The 15,615-nt window shown below is 37.2% G+C and carries 13 protein-coding genes and 1 tRNA gene; 10 read left to right on the top strand and 4 right to left on the bottom strand.

The genetic code is table 11. The features are described from left to right. The first annotated feature begins 168 nt into the window (after positions 1-168). From QY321_03890 to QY321_03875, 4 genes are all read left to right on the top strand, one after another. Positions 169-1,521, top strand: coding sequence for a S1 RNA-binding domain-containing protein (locus QY321_03890; protein WKZ24729.1), 1,353 nt, complete (start codon positions 169-171; stop codon positions 1,519-1,521). Between the two features lie 146 nt (positions 1,522-1,667). Further along, positions 1,668-1,880 (top strand): hypothetical protein, encoded by a 213-nt coding sequence (locus tag QY321_03885; protein ID WKZ24728.1) that lies wholly within the window; start codon positions 1,668-1,670, stop codon positions 1,878-1,880. A gap of 18 nt (positions 1,881-1,898) precedes the next feature. Beyond that, positions 1,899-3,764 (top strand): ATP-dependent zinc metalloprotease FtsH, encoded by a 1,866-nt coding sequence (gene ftsH, locus QY321_03880; protein WKZ24727.1) that lies wholly within the window; start codon positions 1,899-1,901, stop codon positions 3,762-3,764. Positions 3,765-3,885: 121 nt separating this feature from the next. Next, on the top strand, positions 3,886-4,872 hold the full coding sequence (locus QY321_03875; protein ID WKZ24726.1) for a hypothetical protein: 987 nt from the start codon (positions 3,886-3,888) through the stop codon (positions 4,870-4,872). Positions 4,873-4,981: 109 nt separating this feature from the next. On the opposite strand, the gene QY321_03870 is transcribed toward QY321_03875, so the two are convergent. From QY321_03870 to rny, 4 genes are all read right to left on the bottom strand, one after another. Next, the gene (locus tag QY321_03870) at positions 4,982-6,874 is read right to left on the bottom strand and encodes a ribonuclease J (GenBank protein WKZ24725.1); all 1,893 of its coding nucleotides are present in this window, start codon (positions 6,872-6,874) and stop codon (positions 4,982-4,984) included. A gap of 131 nt (positions 6,875-7,005) precedes the next feature. Next, positions 7,006-7,089: transfer RNA gene (locus QY321_03865), tRNA-Leu, on the bottom strand. 21 nt (positions 7,090-7,110) lie between these two features. Beyond that, positions 7,111-9,069 carry an ABC transporter substrate-binding protein gene (locus tag QY321_03860; protein WKZ24724.1) on the bottom strand — a complete coding sequence of 653 codons (1,959 nt, stop codon included), beginning with the start codon at positions 9,067-9,069 and terminating at the stop codon, positions 7,111-7,113. Positions 9,070-9,217: 148 nt separating this feature from the next. Then, positions 9,218-10,732: a ribonuclease Y gene (rny, locus tag QY321_03855; GenBank protein ID WKZ24723.1), complete on the bottom strand. Its 1,515-nt coding sequence runs from the start codon at positions 10,730-10,732 to the stop codon at positions 9,218-9,220. Between the two features lie 371 nt (positions 10,733-11,103). Between rny and QY321_03850 the strand changes: the two genes are divergently transcribed. The 6 genes from QY321_03850 to QY321_03825 all read left to right on the top strand — a co-directional run bounded on the left by QY321_03850 (position 11,104) and on the right by QY321_03825 (position 15,612). Further along, complete coding sequence (locus QY321_03850; GenBank protein WKZ24722.1) at positions 11,104-11,484, top strand: hypothetical protein; 381 nt, start codon at positions 11,104-11,106, stop codon at positions 11,482-11,484. A 152-nt stretch (positions 11,485-11,636) separates the two neighbouring features. Then, complete coding sequence (locus QY321_03845; protein WKZ24721.1) at positions 11,637-12,419, top strand: 3'-5' exonuclease; 783 nt, start codon at positions 11,637-11,639, stop codon at positions 12,417-12,419. A gap of 106 nt (positions 12,420-12,525) precedes the next feature. Next, the gene (locus tag QY321_03840; GenBank protein WKZ24720.1) at positions 12,526-12,942 is read left to right on the top strand and encodes a hypothetical protein; all 417 of its coding nucleotides are present in this window, start codon (positions 12,526-12,528) and stop codon (positions 12,940-12,942) included. A 16-nt stretch (positions 12,943-12,958) separates the two neighbouring features. Next, on the top strand, positions 12,959-13,963 hold the full coding sequence (ruvB, locus tag QY321_03835) for a Holliday junction branch migration DNA helicase RuvB (GenBank protein ID WKZ24719.1): 1,005 nt from the start codon (positions 12,959-12,961) through the stop codon (positions 13,961-13,963). Between the two features lie 103 nt (positions 13,964-14,066). Next, complete coding sequence (locus QY321_03830; protein ID WKZ24718.1) at positions 14,067-15,227, top strand: ATP-binding protein; 1,161 nt, start codon at positions 14,067-14,069, stop codon at positions 15,225-15,227. A gap of 121 nt (positions 15,228-15,348) precedes the next feature. After that, positions 15,349-15,612 (top strand): hypothetical protein, encoded by a 264-nt coding sequence (locus tag QY321_03825; protein ID WKZ24717.1) that lies wholly within the window; start codon positions 15,349-15,351, stop codon positions 15,610-15,612. Positions 15,613-15,615: the final 3 nt, after the last annotated feature.

The following is a 15,615-nucleotide window of genomic DNA, read 5'->3' as shown; positions in this document are numbered from 1 at the left end:
GGCTTTTAATTAACCCTTGCTTTTTCTTTTCCTCTATGCTATAAATAATAGGTAATAAATTGAATACCACCTTTAATAACCTTTCGGGAGAAAGACGTATATCGTCCGGGTGGCCGAAAGACCCAAGCTCTTATTGGAGCAGAGGTTAAGAAACTCTTTTTTTATTTTATGAGTAATCAAACAAAAAGTGCTGGCCAAGATTTTGCTGCCTTACTTAAAGAACGTGAGGGTAAAATAACCATTCCCCAGGTCGGAGATACCGTTAAGGGCAAGATTCTGTCTGCCTCTAAGGCGGAAGTTAAAATTGATATCGGCGGTTTTTTAACCGGTGTAGTACGTGGACGTGAACTTTATTTTGAGGCTAGTGAGTTTGCTGGTCTTAAGCCTGGTGAAGAAATTGAAGCAACGGTTATTGAACCTGAAAATGAAAACGGTGAACTTGAATTATCTTTCCGTTTTGCTGGACAAGAAAAAGCTTGGCAGAGTTTAACCGAGGCTTATGAAAAGAAACAACCGATTAGTGTTAAAATTAACGCGGCTAATCGCGGTGGCTTAATGGTAAGCTATGCACAAATTCAAGCCTTCTTGCCTGTTTCTCAGCTCTCTCCGGAAAACTACCCTCGTGTTTCAGGTGGAGATAAAACCAAAATTTTTGAAAAACTGAAATCTCTAGTTGGAACGGAAGCTGAAGTTAGAATTATTGCTTTGGATCGCAAGGAAGAAAAACTAGTGGTTAGTGAAAAGGATGCTTGGCAGGAAAAACAAAAAGATGTTATTTCCCAATATGCAGTTGGCGACTCAGTGGAAGGTTCGGTTATTGCCGTTACCGGTTTTGGTGTCTTTGTTAACTTTGGAGGTAACCTTGAAGGTTTAATTCATATTAGTCAGTTAGCTTGGCAACGTATTGAAGATCCGTCTGATCTTTATAAAGTCGGAGATAATGTTAAAGCCCAGATTATCGGTATTGAAGGAGCAAAGATTTTTCTTTCCGTTAAGAATCTCTTAGATGACCCTTGGAAAAACGTTGAGGAAAAATATGCTGTTGGTAAAAATGTTGAAGGAAAGATCCTTAAGGTAAATCCTTTTGGTTTGTTTATTGAACTTGATCAAGACATTCATGGTTTGGCTCATATTAGTCAACTTGGTTTAACGGCTGGTAAAAAAATAGAAGATGCTTTTAAGGCTGGGGAAACTGCAACTTTTGAAGTTATTTCACTTGATTCTAAAGAACATCGTTTAGGTTTGGCTGTACCAGGTAAAGCTCGTTCACGTAAACCAAAAAATGAAAAGAATAAAGACAAAGAAGATACAACAGAAGATGAGGTAGAAGAAAATACAAAAGATGGAGAAGATAAAGAAGACAAGAAGGACAAGAAAGGTAAAGAAGAGGACGTAAAAGGTGAATCAGAAGAAAAAAAGGATAAGGAAAAAGAAGAAACTCCGGAAGATAAGGATAAGGATGAAGTGGTTAGGGAAGATGAAGTAGACGAAGAAGGCAATTCGGACGATACTAATTCATAATAAGTTTGTATTATTTATTGGTGGCGATTAAATTATTGATGTTAAGTTAGCTAAGTTGATATAGAATAACCCTAGCAACTCATTTGAACTTTTAAAGCTTTTTTGGTATAATTAAAGAGAATTTTATTCACTTTAATTTTAATCATATGCAAAACATCATTACGCTTATTAAGCAGCGTTTAACGGATCTTATGTGGATCTTTATCGCTAACGGCTTATTCTTGTTGATTATGGCCGTAGTGGTAGTTTGGGACACTTTTTTAGTTAGACTCTTAATAGGCTTGATAATTCTTCTTATCGCCTACAGTCTTTTTTACGTTGCTTATAAGATTCATTCCATTCGTAAGATGATTGAGTAATTGAGTGGTTATTAATTTATGAAGCTTTTTTTAAAGAATTTCTTACTGATTGTTTTTTGTTTTATCTTTTTGGGAGTTTTATTCTCTTTAATAGGAAACAATCGCCAAGAGCCGGATAAAACAGATCTGGCTTCTTTGGTTTCAAATATTAAAGAAGATAAGGTTGAATCAGTAGAGGTACGCGCTGATGAGCTTTTTATTAAGCTTAGAGACGGACAAGAACAAACCGCTCTTAAGGAAACTGGACAAGCTTTAACCGAACTTTTGGCTAACTATGGAGTAACTGCTGAAGAAATGAGCTCTTTGTCTATTACCGTAGAGGCTCCAACTGGAGCATCTGTTTGGTTGGGCACTCTTTTGCCTTTTCTTTTTCCGGTTCTTTTGTTGGGACTTTTCCTTTTCTTAATGTATCGTTCTGTCCAAGGTTCCAATAGCAAGGCCATGATGTTTGGGCAATCTCAAGCCAGAGAAGTTAATTTACAGTCCCCGAAAGATAAAATAACCTTTAATGATGTAGCCGGAGTTAGAGAAGCTAAGGAAGAATTAGGTGAAGTGGTTGATTTTCTTAAGTACCCCAATAAATTTACCGAACTAGGAGCTAAAATACCTCGTGGTGTTTTGCTGCTTGGTAGTCCTGGTACGGGGAAGACGTTGTTAGCTAGAGCGGTAGCCGGTGAAGCTAATGTCCCATTTTTTAGTATTTCTGGTTCGGAATTTGTAGAAATGTTTGTTGGGGTAGGAGCCTCAAGGGTAAGAGATCTTTTTCGTAAAGCCAAGCGCAGTGCTCCTTGTATAATTTTTATTGATGAAATTGACGCTGTTGGTCGTAAAAGAGGTACAGGTGTTGGAGGTTCTCATGATGAAAGAGAACAGACACTTAACCAGATATTGGTTGAGATGGATGGTTTTGAAGTTAACGCCGGAGTAATTGTTATGGCAGCTACCAATCGCCCTGATGTTTTAGATGCGGCCTTACTTCGTCCTGGGCGTTTTGATCGACAAGTGGTTTTGGATGAGCCGGATATTAATGACAGAGAAGCTATTTTAAAAATTCACTCCAGGCAAAAACCTTTGGATAAAGAAGTTGCTCTAAGAAAAATAGCCGAAAGAACTCCTGGTTTTAGCGGTGCTGATTTAGCGAATGCTTTAAATGAAGCGGCTTTGTTGGCGGCTAGAAGGGGTAGAAAAGTTATTTTAATGGAAGATCTTTTTGATTCCATTGAAAAAGTTATGCTTGGTCCAGAAAGAAGATCTCGTATTCTTTCTCCTAAAGAGAAAGAAATAACCGCCTATCATGAAGCTGGCCATGCTTTAGTAGCTCATAAATCACCAAGAGCAGATGATGTTCATAAAGTTTCTATTATCGCTCGTGGCCGAGCAGGGGGTTATACCTTAAAGTTACCGAGTGAAGATAAGCATTTGCATACCAAATCAGACTTTATTGAAGAGATCGCTGTTTTATTAGGAGGCTATATGGCTGAAAAAAATGTTTATGGAGAAGTAACTACCGGTGCCACCTCCGACTTACGTCGCGCTACGGTTTTGGCTCGTCGTTTGATTACCGATTATGGTATGTCGGAAAACCTTGGCCCAAGAACTTTTGGCGATAAAGAAGAAGCTGGTTATCTTGGCAAGAGTGATTACGAGGCTAGAGATTATAGCGAAAAGACTGCTGAGGAGATTGATAAGGAAATATCCGGCTTTATTGATATGGGTATGAAAAAAGCTGAGGAGATTATTATTAAATACAGGGATGATTTACAGAAAATTACTGATAAATTACTAGAAAAAGAGACTATTGAACAAGAAGAATTCTTAGCTTTAATGAATGATAGAAAGACTGAAGAAAAGGCGAAAGATAAGGATGGGGACAGTGAAGAATAAGATGATAATAGGATAAAAAGAGCCATAATTATAGATAATAAAATCAAAAGTCGGCCTTATCTTGCCGGCTTTTGGTTTTTTATGCTATAATAAGATTATTAAATTATAACATGCTTGTCATATGACTCTTTATAGAACAATTATTAAACAGGCCTTTATTGTAGCCTGGAACCACAAGTACCTTTGGTTCTTTGGTTTGTTCGCAACTTTATTGTCTAGTAATTTTGAGTTTCAATTTTTTTCTAGATTCCTTAATCGTGATCAAGGAATATTAAACGATTGGCAAAAGTGGTCGTCCACTGGACTTTTTGATGGTAGTCTTTTTAGAGGATTTAATGATTTAATGGTAACCAATCCTGGAGATTTCTTTGGTCTTTTGGCGTTAACTCTTTTTGTGTTAGCTTTTTCTTGTGCCTTAATTTGGCTTTCCACTGTTTCACAAGTTGCTTTGATTAATAATTCAGATAGAGCTATTGCTAGTGGTCATAAATTGAATTCTTCTGAGAGAAAACATGATATGTCTTTGGGTTTCAGGGAGGGTATAAAATACTTTTGGCCAGCTTTGGGGCTTTATCTATTATCTTATGCGGTAATTTACATCTTTACGGTGATTGCCGTTTTACCGCTATTAATTTGGAATGAAGGAATTTGGGTTAGTTTCGCCTATTGGGTATTATTTATCTTCATGATCGGCCTATCCCTTTGCGCCGCTTTAACAGTTAAATATGCTATGGCTTATTTGGTATTAAAGAAGAAATCTTTAATGGAATCCATTAGAGCTGGCCTTAAACTTTTTGTTGCTAATTGGCTTATTAGTTTAGAAATGGCCTTTATTCTTTTTGCTATAAGCATAATTGGTACTTTAATTATTTTGTTATTAGTAGTTTCTTTGGCAATTCCTTTTGTAGCTTTAGCCTTAATCGCCGTAGTTGTTAAGTCACTATTATTCTTTTACATTGTTGCCTTTTTGGGAGCTATTGCCCTACTGGCGTTAATTATTATCGGAGGAGCTGTTCTAACGGTTATTCAAACAAACGCCTGGGTTAATTTATTTAACAATATTAACACCAGTAAGGTTGTCTCAAAGCTTGAAAGAACTCTTGGTTAGTTTGTTAAAATACTATAAATAAAAAACACGCTATTATGCGTGTTTTTTAGTTATCCACTATAGTTATTTTTTGGTTTATTCTTTAGCTCTTTTTTATCTTTTATCTTTACTAAACCCTAATAACTACCGGCATAAGGAGGGGCCTTCTCTTGGTTTGCTGGAAAAGGAATTGCCCTATTTCCGTTCTTAGGCGGCTTTTAAGATAATCGTCTTCGGTCATACCTGGTTGAGGGGTTGGTCTCTTTTTAATTATGGCTCTTATTCTATTTCTGGTTTCTTGGATTAGTTCTCTACTTTCTTTCATATGAACAAAACCTCTGGAGATTATATCCGGGCTACTTAAGAGTTCGCCGGTTTTTGAATCTATGGTTGTTATTAAGACAATCATACCGTCTTCGGACATCATCTTACGATCTCGTAAAACTATATTATGGCTTGAGTCAGCTACGCCCATCCCGTCTACAAAGACGTAGTTAGCTGGTATTTTTTCTTTAGTTGGCACATTTCCTTGTTTATTGAATTCAATTACCATACCGTTATCTGGTACAATTATTCTTTGCGGACTAAAACCTATGCCTTTAGCTAGTTTTTCCGCTTCTTTAAGCATGAAGTAGTTACCATACACAGGGATAAAGTAATCTGGCTTAATGGCTTTAAGCATAAAAGCCAGATCGTCTCTGGTGCCGTGTCCTGATATATGAATATCCATTAGGTTGCCGTGGATGACGTTATCGCATTGGCGATAGAGGTTATCTATTAGTCTTTGGATAGTTCTTTCATTACCTGGGATAATAGAAGAAGATAAAACTATGGTATCATTCCTTTGAATTTTCAGGGAGCGGTGGCTACCGTCTATAACTCTGGATAAAACAGCGTTTTCTTCACCCTGTGCGCCAGTACAAATGATTACTATCTTATTATCCGGATATTGACCTATCTGATCAATTTTAATGAAGGTTTCTTTTTTGGCTTTAATATAACCCAATTCTCTGGCTATCTCCACGTTGGTTTTCATGCTATAGCCGTCCAGAGCTACCTTCTTACCAGTTCTCTCGGCTATTTCAATAATCCAGCCCACTCTTTCCACCTGGGAAGAAAAGGTTCCGATAATTATTCTACCAGGAGAGGGTGCAATAATTTTTTCTAGGTTAATTTTAAGGTCTTCAGCTGTGGGGCTTGGTTTAGTACTAACTACCGCCAAGCTTTCAAGCATCAGGATAGTTGGACGAGGTAGTTGGGCTAGGTGAGTGTAATCAATCATCGGCTCATTAGTTTTTTTATCTCTTTCCATAGTCCAGTCGCCTGGATGAATAACCGTACCACAAGGTGTAGATAAAATAATACCAACCGCATCCATGATAGAGTGTTCTACTTGGTAGTAGCTGGCCTTAAAAACTCCTAAGTTCATTTTATCGCTAAGGTTTTTAATCATACTAACCTTAAGATTTTTAGAGGAGTTTGGCTTATAGTCTTCTACTCTATGTTTAACCATGGCAATGGTCATTGGTCTGCCAATAATCGGGGGGTTGCCCAATCTTTCTAAGAGAATTGGAGCAGCACCTATGTGATCAAGGTGTCCGTGGGAGAAAATAACTCCTCGGATATTTCTTTCTTTGCCTTTAAGGTATTCAATGTTGGGAATGATGTAGTCAATACCCATCATATCTTCTTCGGGAAATTGCAGTCCCATGTCCACGATTACAATATCGTTTTCATACTCAAAGATTGTCATGTTCCTTCCGACTTCTTCACAGCCGCCCACTGGGATTATCCGCAGTTTGCCAACTGTTGAAACTTTTTGTCCGGGAACAATGTTAATTTTTGGAGCGGTATTACCACCACTTCTTCTTTTAAGAACAGGTTTAGGTAAAGAACCGCCCTGTGTTTTTCGGACATTTGTCCGAGGATTTGTTTCGTTCTTTTTAGAAGATGAAACGTCTTGGCTTGTTCTAAGCCGACTTGAGGATCTTTTTTGATCCTGGTTTTTGTATTTTGTTATCATACTTAAAAATCTCTTCGCATTAAATAAACACGATCAGAGGGATTAATAAATTAATTAAATATATGAGAAATAAATTTCTCAGAAGAATTTTTAAAAGTTGTCTGTCACGCAAACAATTAAAATATTTTCTGTGCCGAAGGAGGGACTCGAACCCTCACAAAGTTGCCTTTACAGCGACCTGAACGCTGCGCGTCTACCAATTCCGCCACTTCGGCTATTGTTTTTTTAAAGTAATTTTAATCTGCTAAGCTTCTAATTCTTTTTTGGTTAAGATGCCAATTTGTTATTTGATTAAATCTATCTGCTCTACCCAGCATAAAGTTTCGGTTAAAACCTTTAAGTTTCTTGGGTTGAAGATAACCATGGGCTTGCCAGTATAGGGGAATAAGGGGAGCTTCTTCCTCAAAGATATCTTGGAGCTTGCCGTATCTTTCTGCCATAGCTTCAATATGTCCGGTTAAGCGAGCCTCTTCTAAAAGAGTATCAATAGTTTCATTACTTAAACCAGTTAACTGTACAGCGGCGGCTGAATGCCAGAGGGGATAAATATCTCCACCGGGCAAGCTTTGGGTAATTAACAGAGCATCAAACTGCCTGTTGGGGATAATAGTTTCTTTAATTACCTCTTCAGATCTTAGGGTTATTTCGGTCTTTATTCCTAGCGACTCCCAAGCCATCGCCACTTCTTCAGCGGCCTTTTCAAGGTTTTCTGGAGCTACTAGCCTAACAATTAAAGCCTTATCTCCCTTAACTAGCCATCGTCCTTCGCCCAATCTGTCTTTTTCAGGTATTGTTTGGGGGGTTTGTGTAGAAGAATCAGAAGAGTTATTTTCTTCTCCTTCAGTTTCGTTTTCAACTTCTCCTTCTCCTTCTCCTTCAGATTGTTCATCGGTGGTTGGTGAAGAAGTTTCTTCAGTTTGTTCTTCTTCTCCTTCTGTTCCTTCTTGCTCATTACCCTCTCCTTTTATTTCAACCGCTATCCAGCCGTCTTCTTTTAGAATTTCTTCTGCTCTTTGTCTATCTTCTCCTGAGTCAAAACGAGCTCCGGGATAATAGGGAGGTAGGGGTCCAGTAGCGGTTAAACCATATGTTTCATCGCTTAGGTTATTAAGAATAGTTTCTCTTGGAATCGCCATTCTCAAGGCTCTTCTAACTAAAGATTGTCCCGAAGGAGCGGCTGATTTAGTATTAAAGAAAACTCCTGTTAACTCTGGTAGAGCAATTGTTTGGGTTGTTAGGGTATTGGGAGCAATTAAGGAATTTCTTAATTCTGGTGGTAAAGAAGCTACTCCGTTTATTTGTCCGTTATTTAGGGCTGCCACCATTTCTTGTCCGCTTGGGAAAAACTTAAAGACTATTTCATCAATATAAGGAGATTGTTCATAATAGTCCGGGTTTCTTTCCAAAGTGTAAGAACGGATGGTACCTGACTTTGTTTTAGTTAAGACTTTAAAACGATATGGTCCTGAGCCGATAGGTTTTATATTGTATTCCGCTAAAGTAACTGTTTCCGGATTAGTGCTTTCCCAGATTATTTTCGGCATAATACCGAAATTAAGTAGAGACGGGAATCTTCCAAAGGGCTCTCTTAGAGTAAAGGCAACTTTATTATCTTCAAGCTTTTCAATACTTACTCCGGCAAAACGATTACGTAGTGGAGAATGGTAGCTTGGGTCTTGTATTCTTTCAAAAGTAAAGACAACGTCATCAGCTGTTAAGGCGTCGCCGGTGTGCCACAGAGCATTTTTTAAGGTAATGGTATAAGTTTTCTCATCTTCGGAAACCTCCAAAGAAGAGGCTAATTCAGGTATGGTAGCTCCGTTTTCGTTAGTGGTAAATAAACGAGAGAACATCAGTCTTTCCAGGTCGGCGTCGGTTGGGTTAAGCAAGCTATATAGGGGATTAATGTATTGTGGATTACCAACAATACCCTCGGTATATCTACCGCCGTTTTTTGGAGTCAGTTCGGTGGCATTAAGGTAGGTTTTAATTCCCAGATAACCTAAGCTTACTAAAACTAAGACAAGACAAAAATTAAGCAACAATTTTTCTTTTGAGCTTAAGTAAGTTCTAAGATATTTTAGTTGTTTGAGGCTTGGGATTCTTGACTTGGACAAATGGAAAACCAGCTGTTGATCAAGATTATTAATATTTTCCTTGGCCTTGTTTCGTCTAAAAAAAGAGAAGAGGTGCATATTGAGCTATTGTTTAATTATAGCACAGATTTTTTTGTCTGTAAAGAGGCATTAATATAATGGCTTACTTTAGCCTTTTTATAGCCATATTTATTTATTAAGATTTTATGATTCATAGATAACATTCCTTGGCTTATTTACTGTTTAATTAACGAGCATATTCAATAACTCTGGTTTCTCTTAGAAGATTTACCTTAATTTCTCCCGGATAAGTCATTTCTTGTTCAATTTTCTTGGCAATATCTCTAGCTAGTTCTCTGGCAGTCATATCGCTAACCTCTTCAGGTTTAACAAATACTCGGATTTCCCTACCGGCTTGAATAGCGTAGACCTTTTCTACTCCAACAAATGATTGGGTAATTTTTTCGAGTTCTTCTAGTCTTTGGACATATTGTTCAAAGCTGTCGTGTCTGGCGCCTGGTCTGGAAGATGAAATGGCGTCTGCTACTTTAACAATAACAGTGATTAGATCTTCTGGTCTATCATCATGGTGTTTTTCAATTGGGTTAATAATTTCTTGGCTTAAGCCGAATTTACGGGCAATTTGCCCACCGATTTCCGGATGAGAACCTTTTACTTCATGATCTATGGCTTTACCGATGTCATGTAATAGTCCGCCTTTTTTAGCTATGCTTGTATCAGCGCCCAGGCTTTCGGCTAAGAGGCCGCTTAAGTGAGCAACTTCCACTGCGTGCTTTAGGGCGTTTTGTCCGTAGCTAGTACGGTATTTAAGTCGCCCGATAATCTGTACCAGTTTAGGATCAAAGCCGGTAATACCCAGTTCATATAAAGCTTCTTCACCGGCTTTTTTAATATCCAGTGCTAATTCTTTTTTAGCCTGCTCTACCGCGTCTTCAATTTTTCCAGGGTGAATACGTCCGTCTTTAATTAAATATTCTAAAGCTTTTTTGGCAATATGTCGTCTAATGGCTGAAAAACCGGAGATGGTAATGGCGTTAGGTGTATCGTCTACAATAATTTCCACGCCGGTTAATTGTTCTATTGATTTAATATTCCTACCTTCTTTCCCGATAATTCTGCCTTTCATGTCATCACTGGGTAGGTCAACGGTAGTGGTGGTAAGTTCGGTGATAAAGTTAGAGGATAGTCTTTGCATGGAGGCTGAGACCATTTCGCGAGTTTTTTCATCAATCGCTTCGCTGGTTTCTTGGTCCATTTTCTTTAAGCGAGATTCCAAAGCTTCCTTGCTAACGTTTTCAACTTTTTTCAACAAAGTCTCTTGGGCTTCTTCTTTACTCATGCCGGCTATTTTTTCTAAAGCCGCGGTTTGTTCTTCTTGGATCTTTTTAATCTTTTCTTTGGTCTCTTCTATTTTGGCGATCTTATCATAAAGAGCTTGTTGTTTGTCTTGGAGTTCAAGTAGTTTTTGGGAGAAAGTGTTTTCTCTTTGTTCTAATCTAGCTTGTATTTCGGTTACTTCTTTATGACGATTAGCCGCCTCCATTTTAGCTTGTTCAATGATCGTTAAAGCTTTATCCTGGGTCTCCAGGATAATTTGTTTTTCTTTACTTTTAGCTTCGGTAATAATTTTTTCGGCGCGTAATTCCGCACTATTGGTTTCAGACAGGGCACGTTGTTTACGTAGCCAGTAGCCCAAAGCCAAAGATAGCAAAGCTATGCCGCCGTAGATAAGATATGGCATAAGGATAAACTCCTTGGCCGCGCTGATCGTATACCAAATTAAAGATGTTTTTTAACCGAGGAAAACGTCAAAATCCCCTCTGATTTTAAAGGGAGATGAAGAGATTTAGTAATAAAAAGGTTTAAACAAAGCATAACTGAGGTATAAACAGATCACCGCAACAAAAGGAAACAGTTATTAATAAGGTGATAATCCTATGCTATCATGTCTTTTAAGGCTTGGCAAGGGGATGGTTTTTTGGGGTTTTATATTATATTTTATTGCTAAGAATATGAATTCCTTTGTGATAAAAAATATGATACAATGGAATTATTAAAGAAAGTCATTAGTAATTTGTCAGGTTAGTTTTCTGCTATTAATTAATTATATCTATGGACGATATACAAAAATCTCCCAAGAAGATGGATTGGTTTGAGAGAGAAGCTCAGAAAAATAAAGAGTACCAGGAGTATGTTGAGAAAAATATTCTTAAAGACTCAGAGGGTGAGCTCATGTGGTATGATAAGATTTTTAGCCCAGTTTTGTTTATTCTTTTGTATATAATTACTATTATATTAATTGTTATTCCAAACACCGCTCCAGGTAGATTAGGACTTATACCAGTAAAAAAATATCGTAAATTAAAAAGTTATTCTAATGACTTTACCCGCGAGATAAGCTTCAAGAGATTATTACTGATGATTTTTATAGGATTTTTAGCTTTTTGTTTATTAGCAATAATTATATTCGTTATTGTTTGGTTATCATCTTAATTTTAGGATTAGTTGTTAAAACTTAATAAAATTTACGGCTTCATTTAACACTATGAGGCTGTTTTTTATAAATTAGCAATTTTCCTTATCTTAAGATATACTGATATTAAGATATAGGAGGGTTTATCGTTTTTATATTTATATTATAAGTTATGAAACTTAATCAGGCGGATCATTTGGGTTTAGATAAGCCCTTAATCGTTTTTGACCTTGAAACTACTGGTTTGTCGGTTAATGATGATCGGATTATTCAATTGGCTTATGTTCTGCATCGCCCGGGACAGGGTGAGGCGATTAGTGAAATGCGTCTTTTTAATCCAGATTACCCGATTTCTCCCGAAGCTTCCAAGACCCATGGCTATGTTAACCAAGATTTATTAGATCAACCGCTTTTTAAAGAACAGGCTCAAGAGATCTTTGATCTTTTTAAAGATTCTTATTACGGAGGATTTAATGTAGTGGGTTTTGATCTACCTCTTTTAAAAAGAGAATTTATGCGCTCTGGTTTGGCCTTTAGTTATAGTCCGGAGAGGATTATAGATGGAAAAGTTATTTATCATTACATGGAGCCTCGTAACCTAACCACTGCCTATCGTCTTTATTGTGGTAAAGAGTTAGTGGGAGCCCATGACGCCTTAGTGGATGTTAAAGCTACGGATGAAGTGATTATCGCCCAATTGGCAAAATACGGTTGGGAAGAGGTTAGACGGGCGCATGAAGAAATGTGCGAAGACCGTGCTGATGTTGAAGGTAAGTTCTATTGGAAAGACGGTGTCCTTTATTTTGGTTTTTCCAAGTTTAAGAATCAGAGCCTGGCAGCGGTAGCCCAAACTGAACCCGGTTTCCTGCAATGGATTCTTAACGCCGATTTTTCCGATGAAGTAAAAGACCTTGTTAAAGATGCTCTGCGAGGCAAAACCCCGACTAAGCAATAGTCTTTGATTTTAGATTCTAAGATTGTTGTAAGTTAAATATTTATCTCAAATTTTCTTTATGGACATGATTTCTCATATTCTTTTAACCAATTTGGTTTTTAAAGATATGCCAACTACCCAAAGAACAGTTACAATTTTATTCGGCATCTTGCCGGATTTGGTTAGTTTTGGTGGCATGTTTAATAGTGCTTTTTTACATAAGATTTTATTTTTTAAAAAACCTCCACAATCCATTTTCCCGCCCTTTGTTTTTAAGCTGTATAATATTTCGCATAGCCTATTAGTTTGGTTGGTTATCTTTATCTTATTTAAACTTTTTTCTTTAGATTGGTTAGCTTTAGCTTGGTGCGGTTGGGGATTGCATATTTTAATAGATATCTTTACTCATTCCGGCAAAGCTTTTCCTACCCCGATCATTTGGCCTTTATCTAAATTTCATTTTTCCGGTATCGGTTGGTCTAATAAATGGTTTTTGTTATTCGGCTATTCCGCCATTCTTCTCCTTTACCTTATCTTTTATTAATCTTTAAGTATTTCCTATGTCTAAACCCATTGACCCTCGTTTAACGACAGAGAACGACGAAGCCTCGGCTGAGGTGGGTTTGCGTCCGCGTAGTTTGGAAGATTATGTTGGACAAGAAAGAGTTAAAGCTAATTTGGAAATTTTAATTAAAGCAGCTAAGGCTCGGGGTGAGCCCATAGATCATGTTCTTTTATATGGTCCTCCCGGTTTGGGTAAGACAACTTTGGCTCATATTGTAGCTAAAGAGTTAGGTGCGCAAATTAGAGTTACTTCAGGACCGGCTTTGGAAAAAGCTGGAGATTTAGCTGCCATTTTAACCAACCTCCAGCCAGGAGATATTCTTTTTATTGATGAGATACATCGCTTACCGAGATTAATTGAAGAAGTGCTTTATCCGGCGATGGAAGATTATGCCTTAGATATTGTAATCGGTAAAGGTCCTTCAGCTAAGATGCTTAGACTTGATCTACCTCGTTTTACGATTATCGGGGCAACTACCAAGGCCAGTCTTTTATCCTCACCCTTGCGAGATCGTTTTGGTATGACTTATCATCTGGATTTTTATGAAGTTGAAGATTTGGAAAAAATACTGGAAAGGAGCGCCAGAATTTTAGGTGTGGGACTGGAGAATCAGTCCGGGAAATTGTTGGCTAATCGTTCAAGGCGTACCCCGAGAATTGCTAATCGTCTTTTAAGAAGAGTTAGGGATTATTGTGAGGTTAAGGGTGAGGGGAAGATTACCGAGAGTCTATCTGAAGAAGCTATGGCACTTTTAGAGGTTGATGAAGTTGGGTTGGATAAGTTAGATAGAAAAATACTTAAAACCATTATGGATAATTTCTCAGGTGGACCGGTGGGACTTTCCACGATTGCCGCAGCTATTGGGGAAGATATAGCCACCATTGAAGAAGTATATGAACCATACCTTATCCGTCTAGGTTTTCTGGAAAGAACCCCGAGAGGCAGACAAGTAACCCCCAGAGCCTATGAACATTTTAAGGAAAAGGAGGACGATAATTAATTCTAGATATAAATGATTAAATTAGTTGATATTTTCTCAGTATTTGCATTATAATTAAAAAAATGATACTATAATTTATAGTATAATTAAAAAACTTAAATTTATGCATAATACCCTTATTTTTCAACGAAAAAATCTAGAACCAATATTAAAAAACCTCTTTTTTGGCAAGGTTATTATTATCTATGGCCCCAGACAAGTGGGAAAAACTACGTTATGCAGGGAAATCCTTAAAAAACATAACGGGGTTTATTTGTCGTGCGATAATCCAGCGGTTGCGCAGAGCTTAGCTCCAAAGTCAGCCGAGGCCTTGCGTCAGTATCTTGGTGAGGGAAATCTATTTATTTTGGATGAAGCACAGAGAGTGGAAAATATCGGCTTAACCTTAAAAATTCTAGCTGATAATTATCCGGATATTCAAATTATTGCCACTGGTTCAAGCTCCTTTGAGTTAGCTAATACGATTAATGAACCCTTAACTGGACGAAACATAAAATATTATCTTTTTCCACTTTCAATCAAAGAACTAGCTAACACTTTTTCTCTACACGAGTTACGTGATCGGTTAACTGAACGATTGATATATGGAAGTTACCCTGAACTTGTTGCACAACCTAAGCGGGCACGTGCAATTATTTCTGAAATCGCCAGTGATTATCTGTATCGTGATTTATTGAGCTACCAGGGAGTACGTAAACCAGAACTGCTGTCAAAGCTACTTCGCTTACTTGCTTTGCAAATAGGTAATGAAGTTTCATATTTTAAGCTTGCTAAAGAACTCTCAGTAAGTAGTGTAACAATAGAATCTTATATTCGCCTACTTGAACAGGCCTTTATCATCTTTACACTTTCGCCACTTGCCACTAATAAATACAGTGAGGTTACTAAGCTTAAAAAAATATATTTTTATGATGTTGGTATACGAAATACTCTAATTGATAATTATAATCCGTTCGAATTACGAAACGATAGTGGTGTGTTATTAGAAAACTTTTTTATTGCTGAAAAAATGAAAGAAAAAATGTATAGCGATATTTCTTATAAGAATTATTTTTGGAGAACCAAGAGTGGTCAGGAAATTGATTATGTTGAAGAGTATAGAGCTGGTGAGGAATATAAGCTTTTTGAGTGCAAATGGGACAGAGCCAAAGCGAGTATCCCTCAAGCCTGGCGTAAAAATTATCCGGAATCAAGTTTGGCTATTATTTCCAAACATACAGTTATTGATGAGCTTATTCGGCCGTATAAACAAGAAGGTTCCTAATAGTAAAAAGACCCTTTCCGTTCATTACTACTGTAAGCTATTCTTTACAAGAATAATGGTTCATAATTTTATAATCTAAACACTTATTGCCTAAAAAACCCTCATATATTATAATAAAGACATGACTTTCTCTCTATCTTATTTATTATTTGTTTATCTCTTTTTTGTCCTGATTTGGGCTATTGCTAGCCTGATCGGGTTTTATCATTTAATGAGGTATGGACGTGTTGGTTCAGGGACTATTTTGGTAACTATTTATTTAATTGGTGCTGGTATTATCTTTAACCTGACATTTGTTTATCTTATGAATGTAGATTGGGGCATGATAGTCTCACCTTTTGGTGGTTTTATAGACACCGCTCCTCCTGATTTTTCAAATTTCTAGTTT

Source organism: Patescibacteria group bacterium (assembly GCA_030583705.1).
Taxonomy (GTDB): Bacteria; Patescibacteriota; Patescibacteriia; order Patescibacteriales; family Patescibacteriaceae; genus Patescibacterium.
The sequence above is the reverse complement of the archived record's forward strand: the minus strand, read 5'-3'. Positions and strand labels throughout refer to the sequence as shown.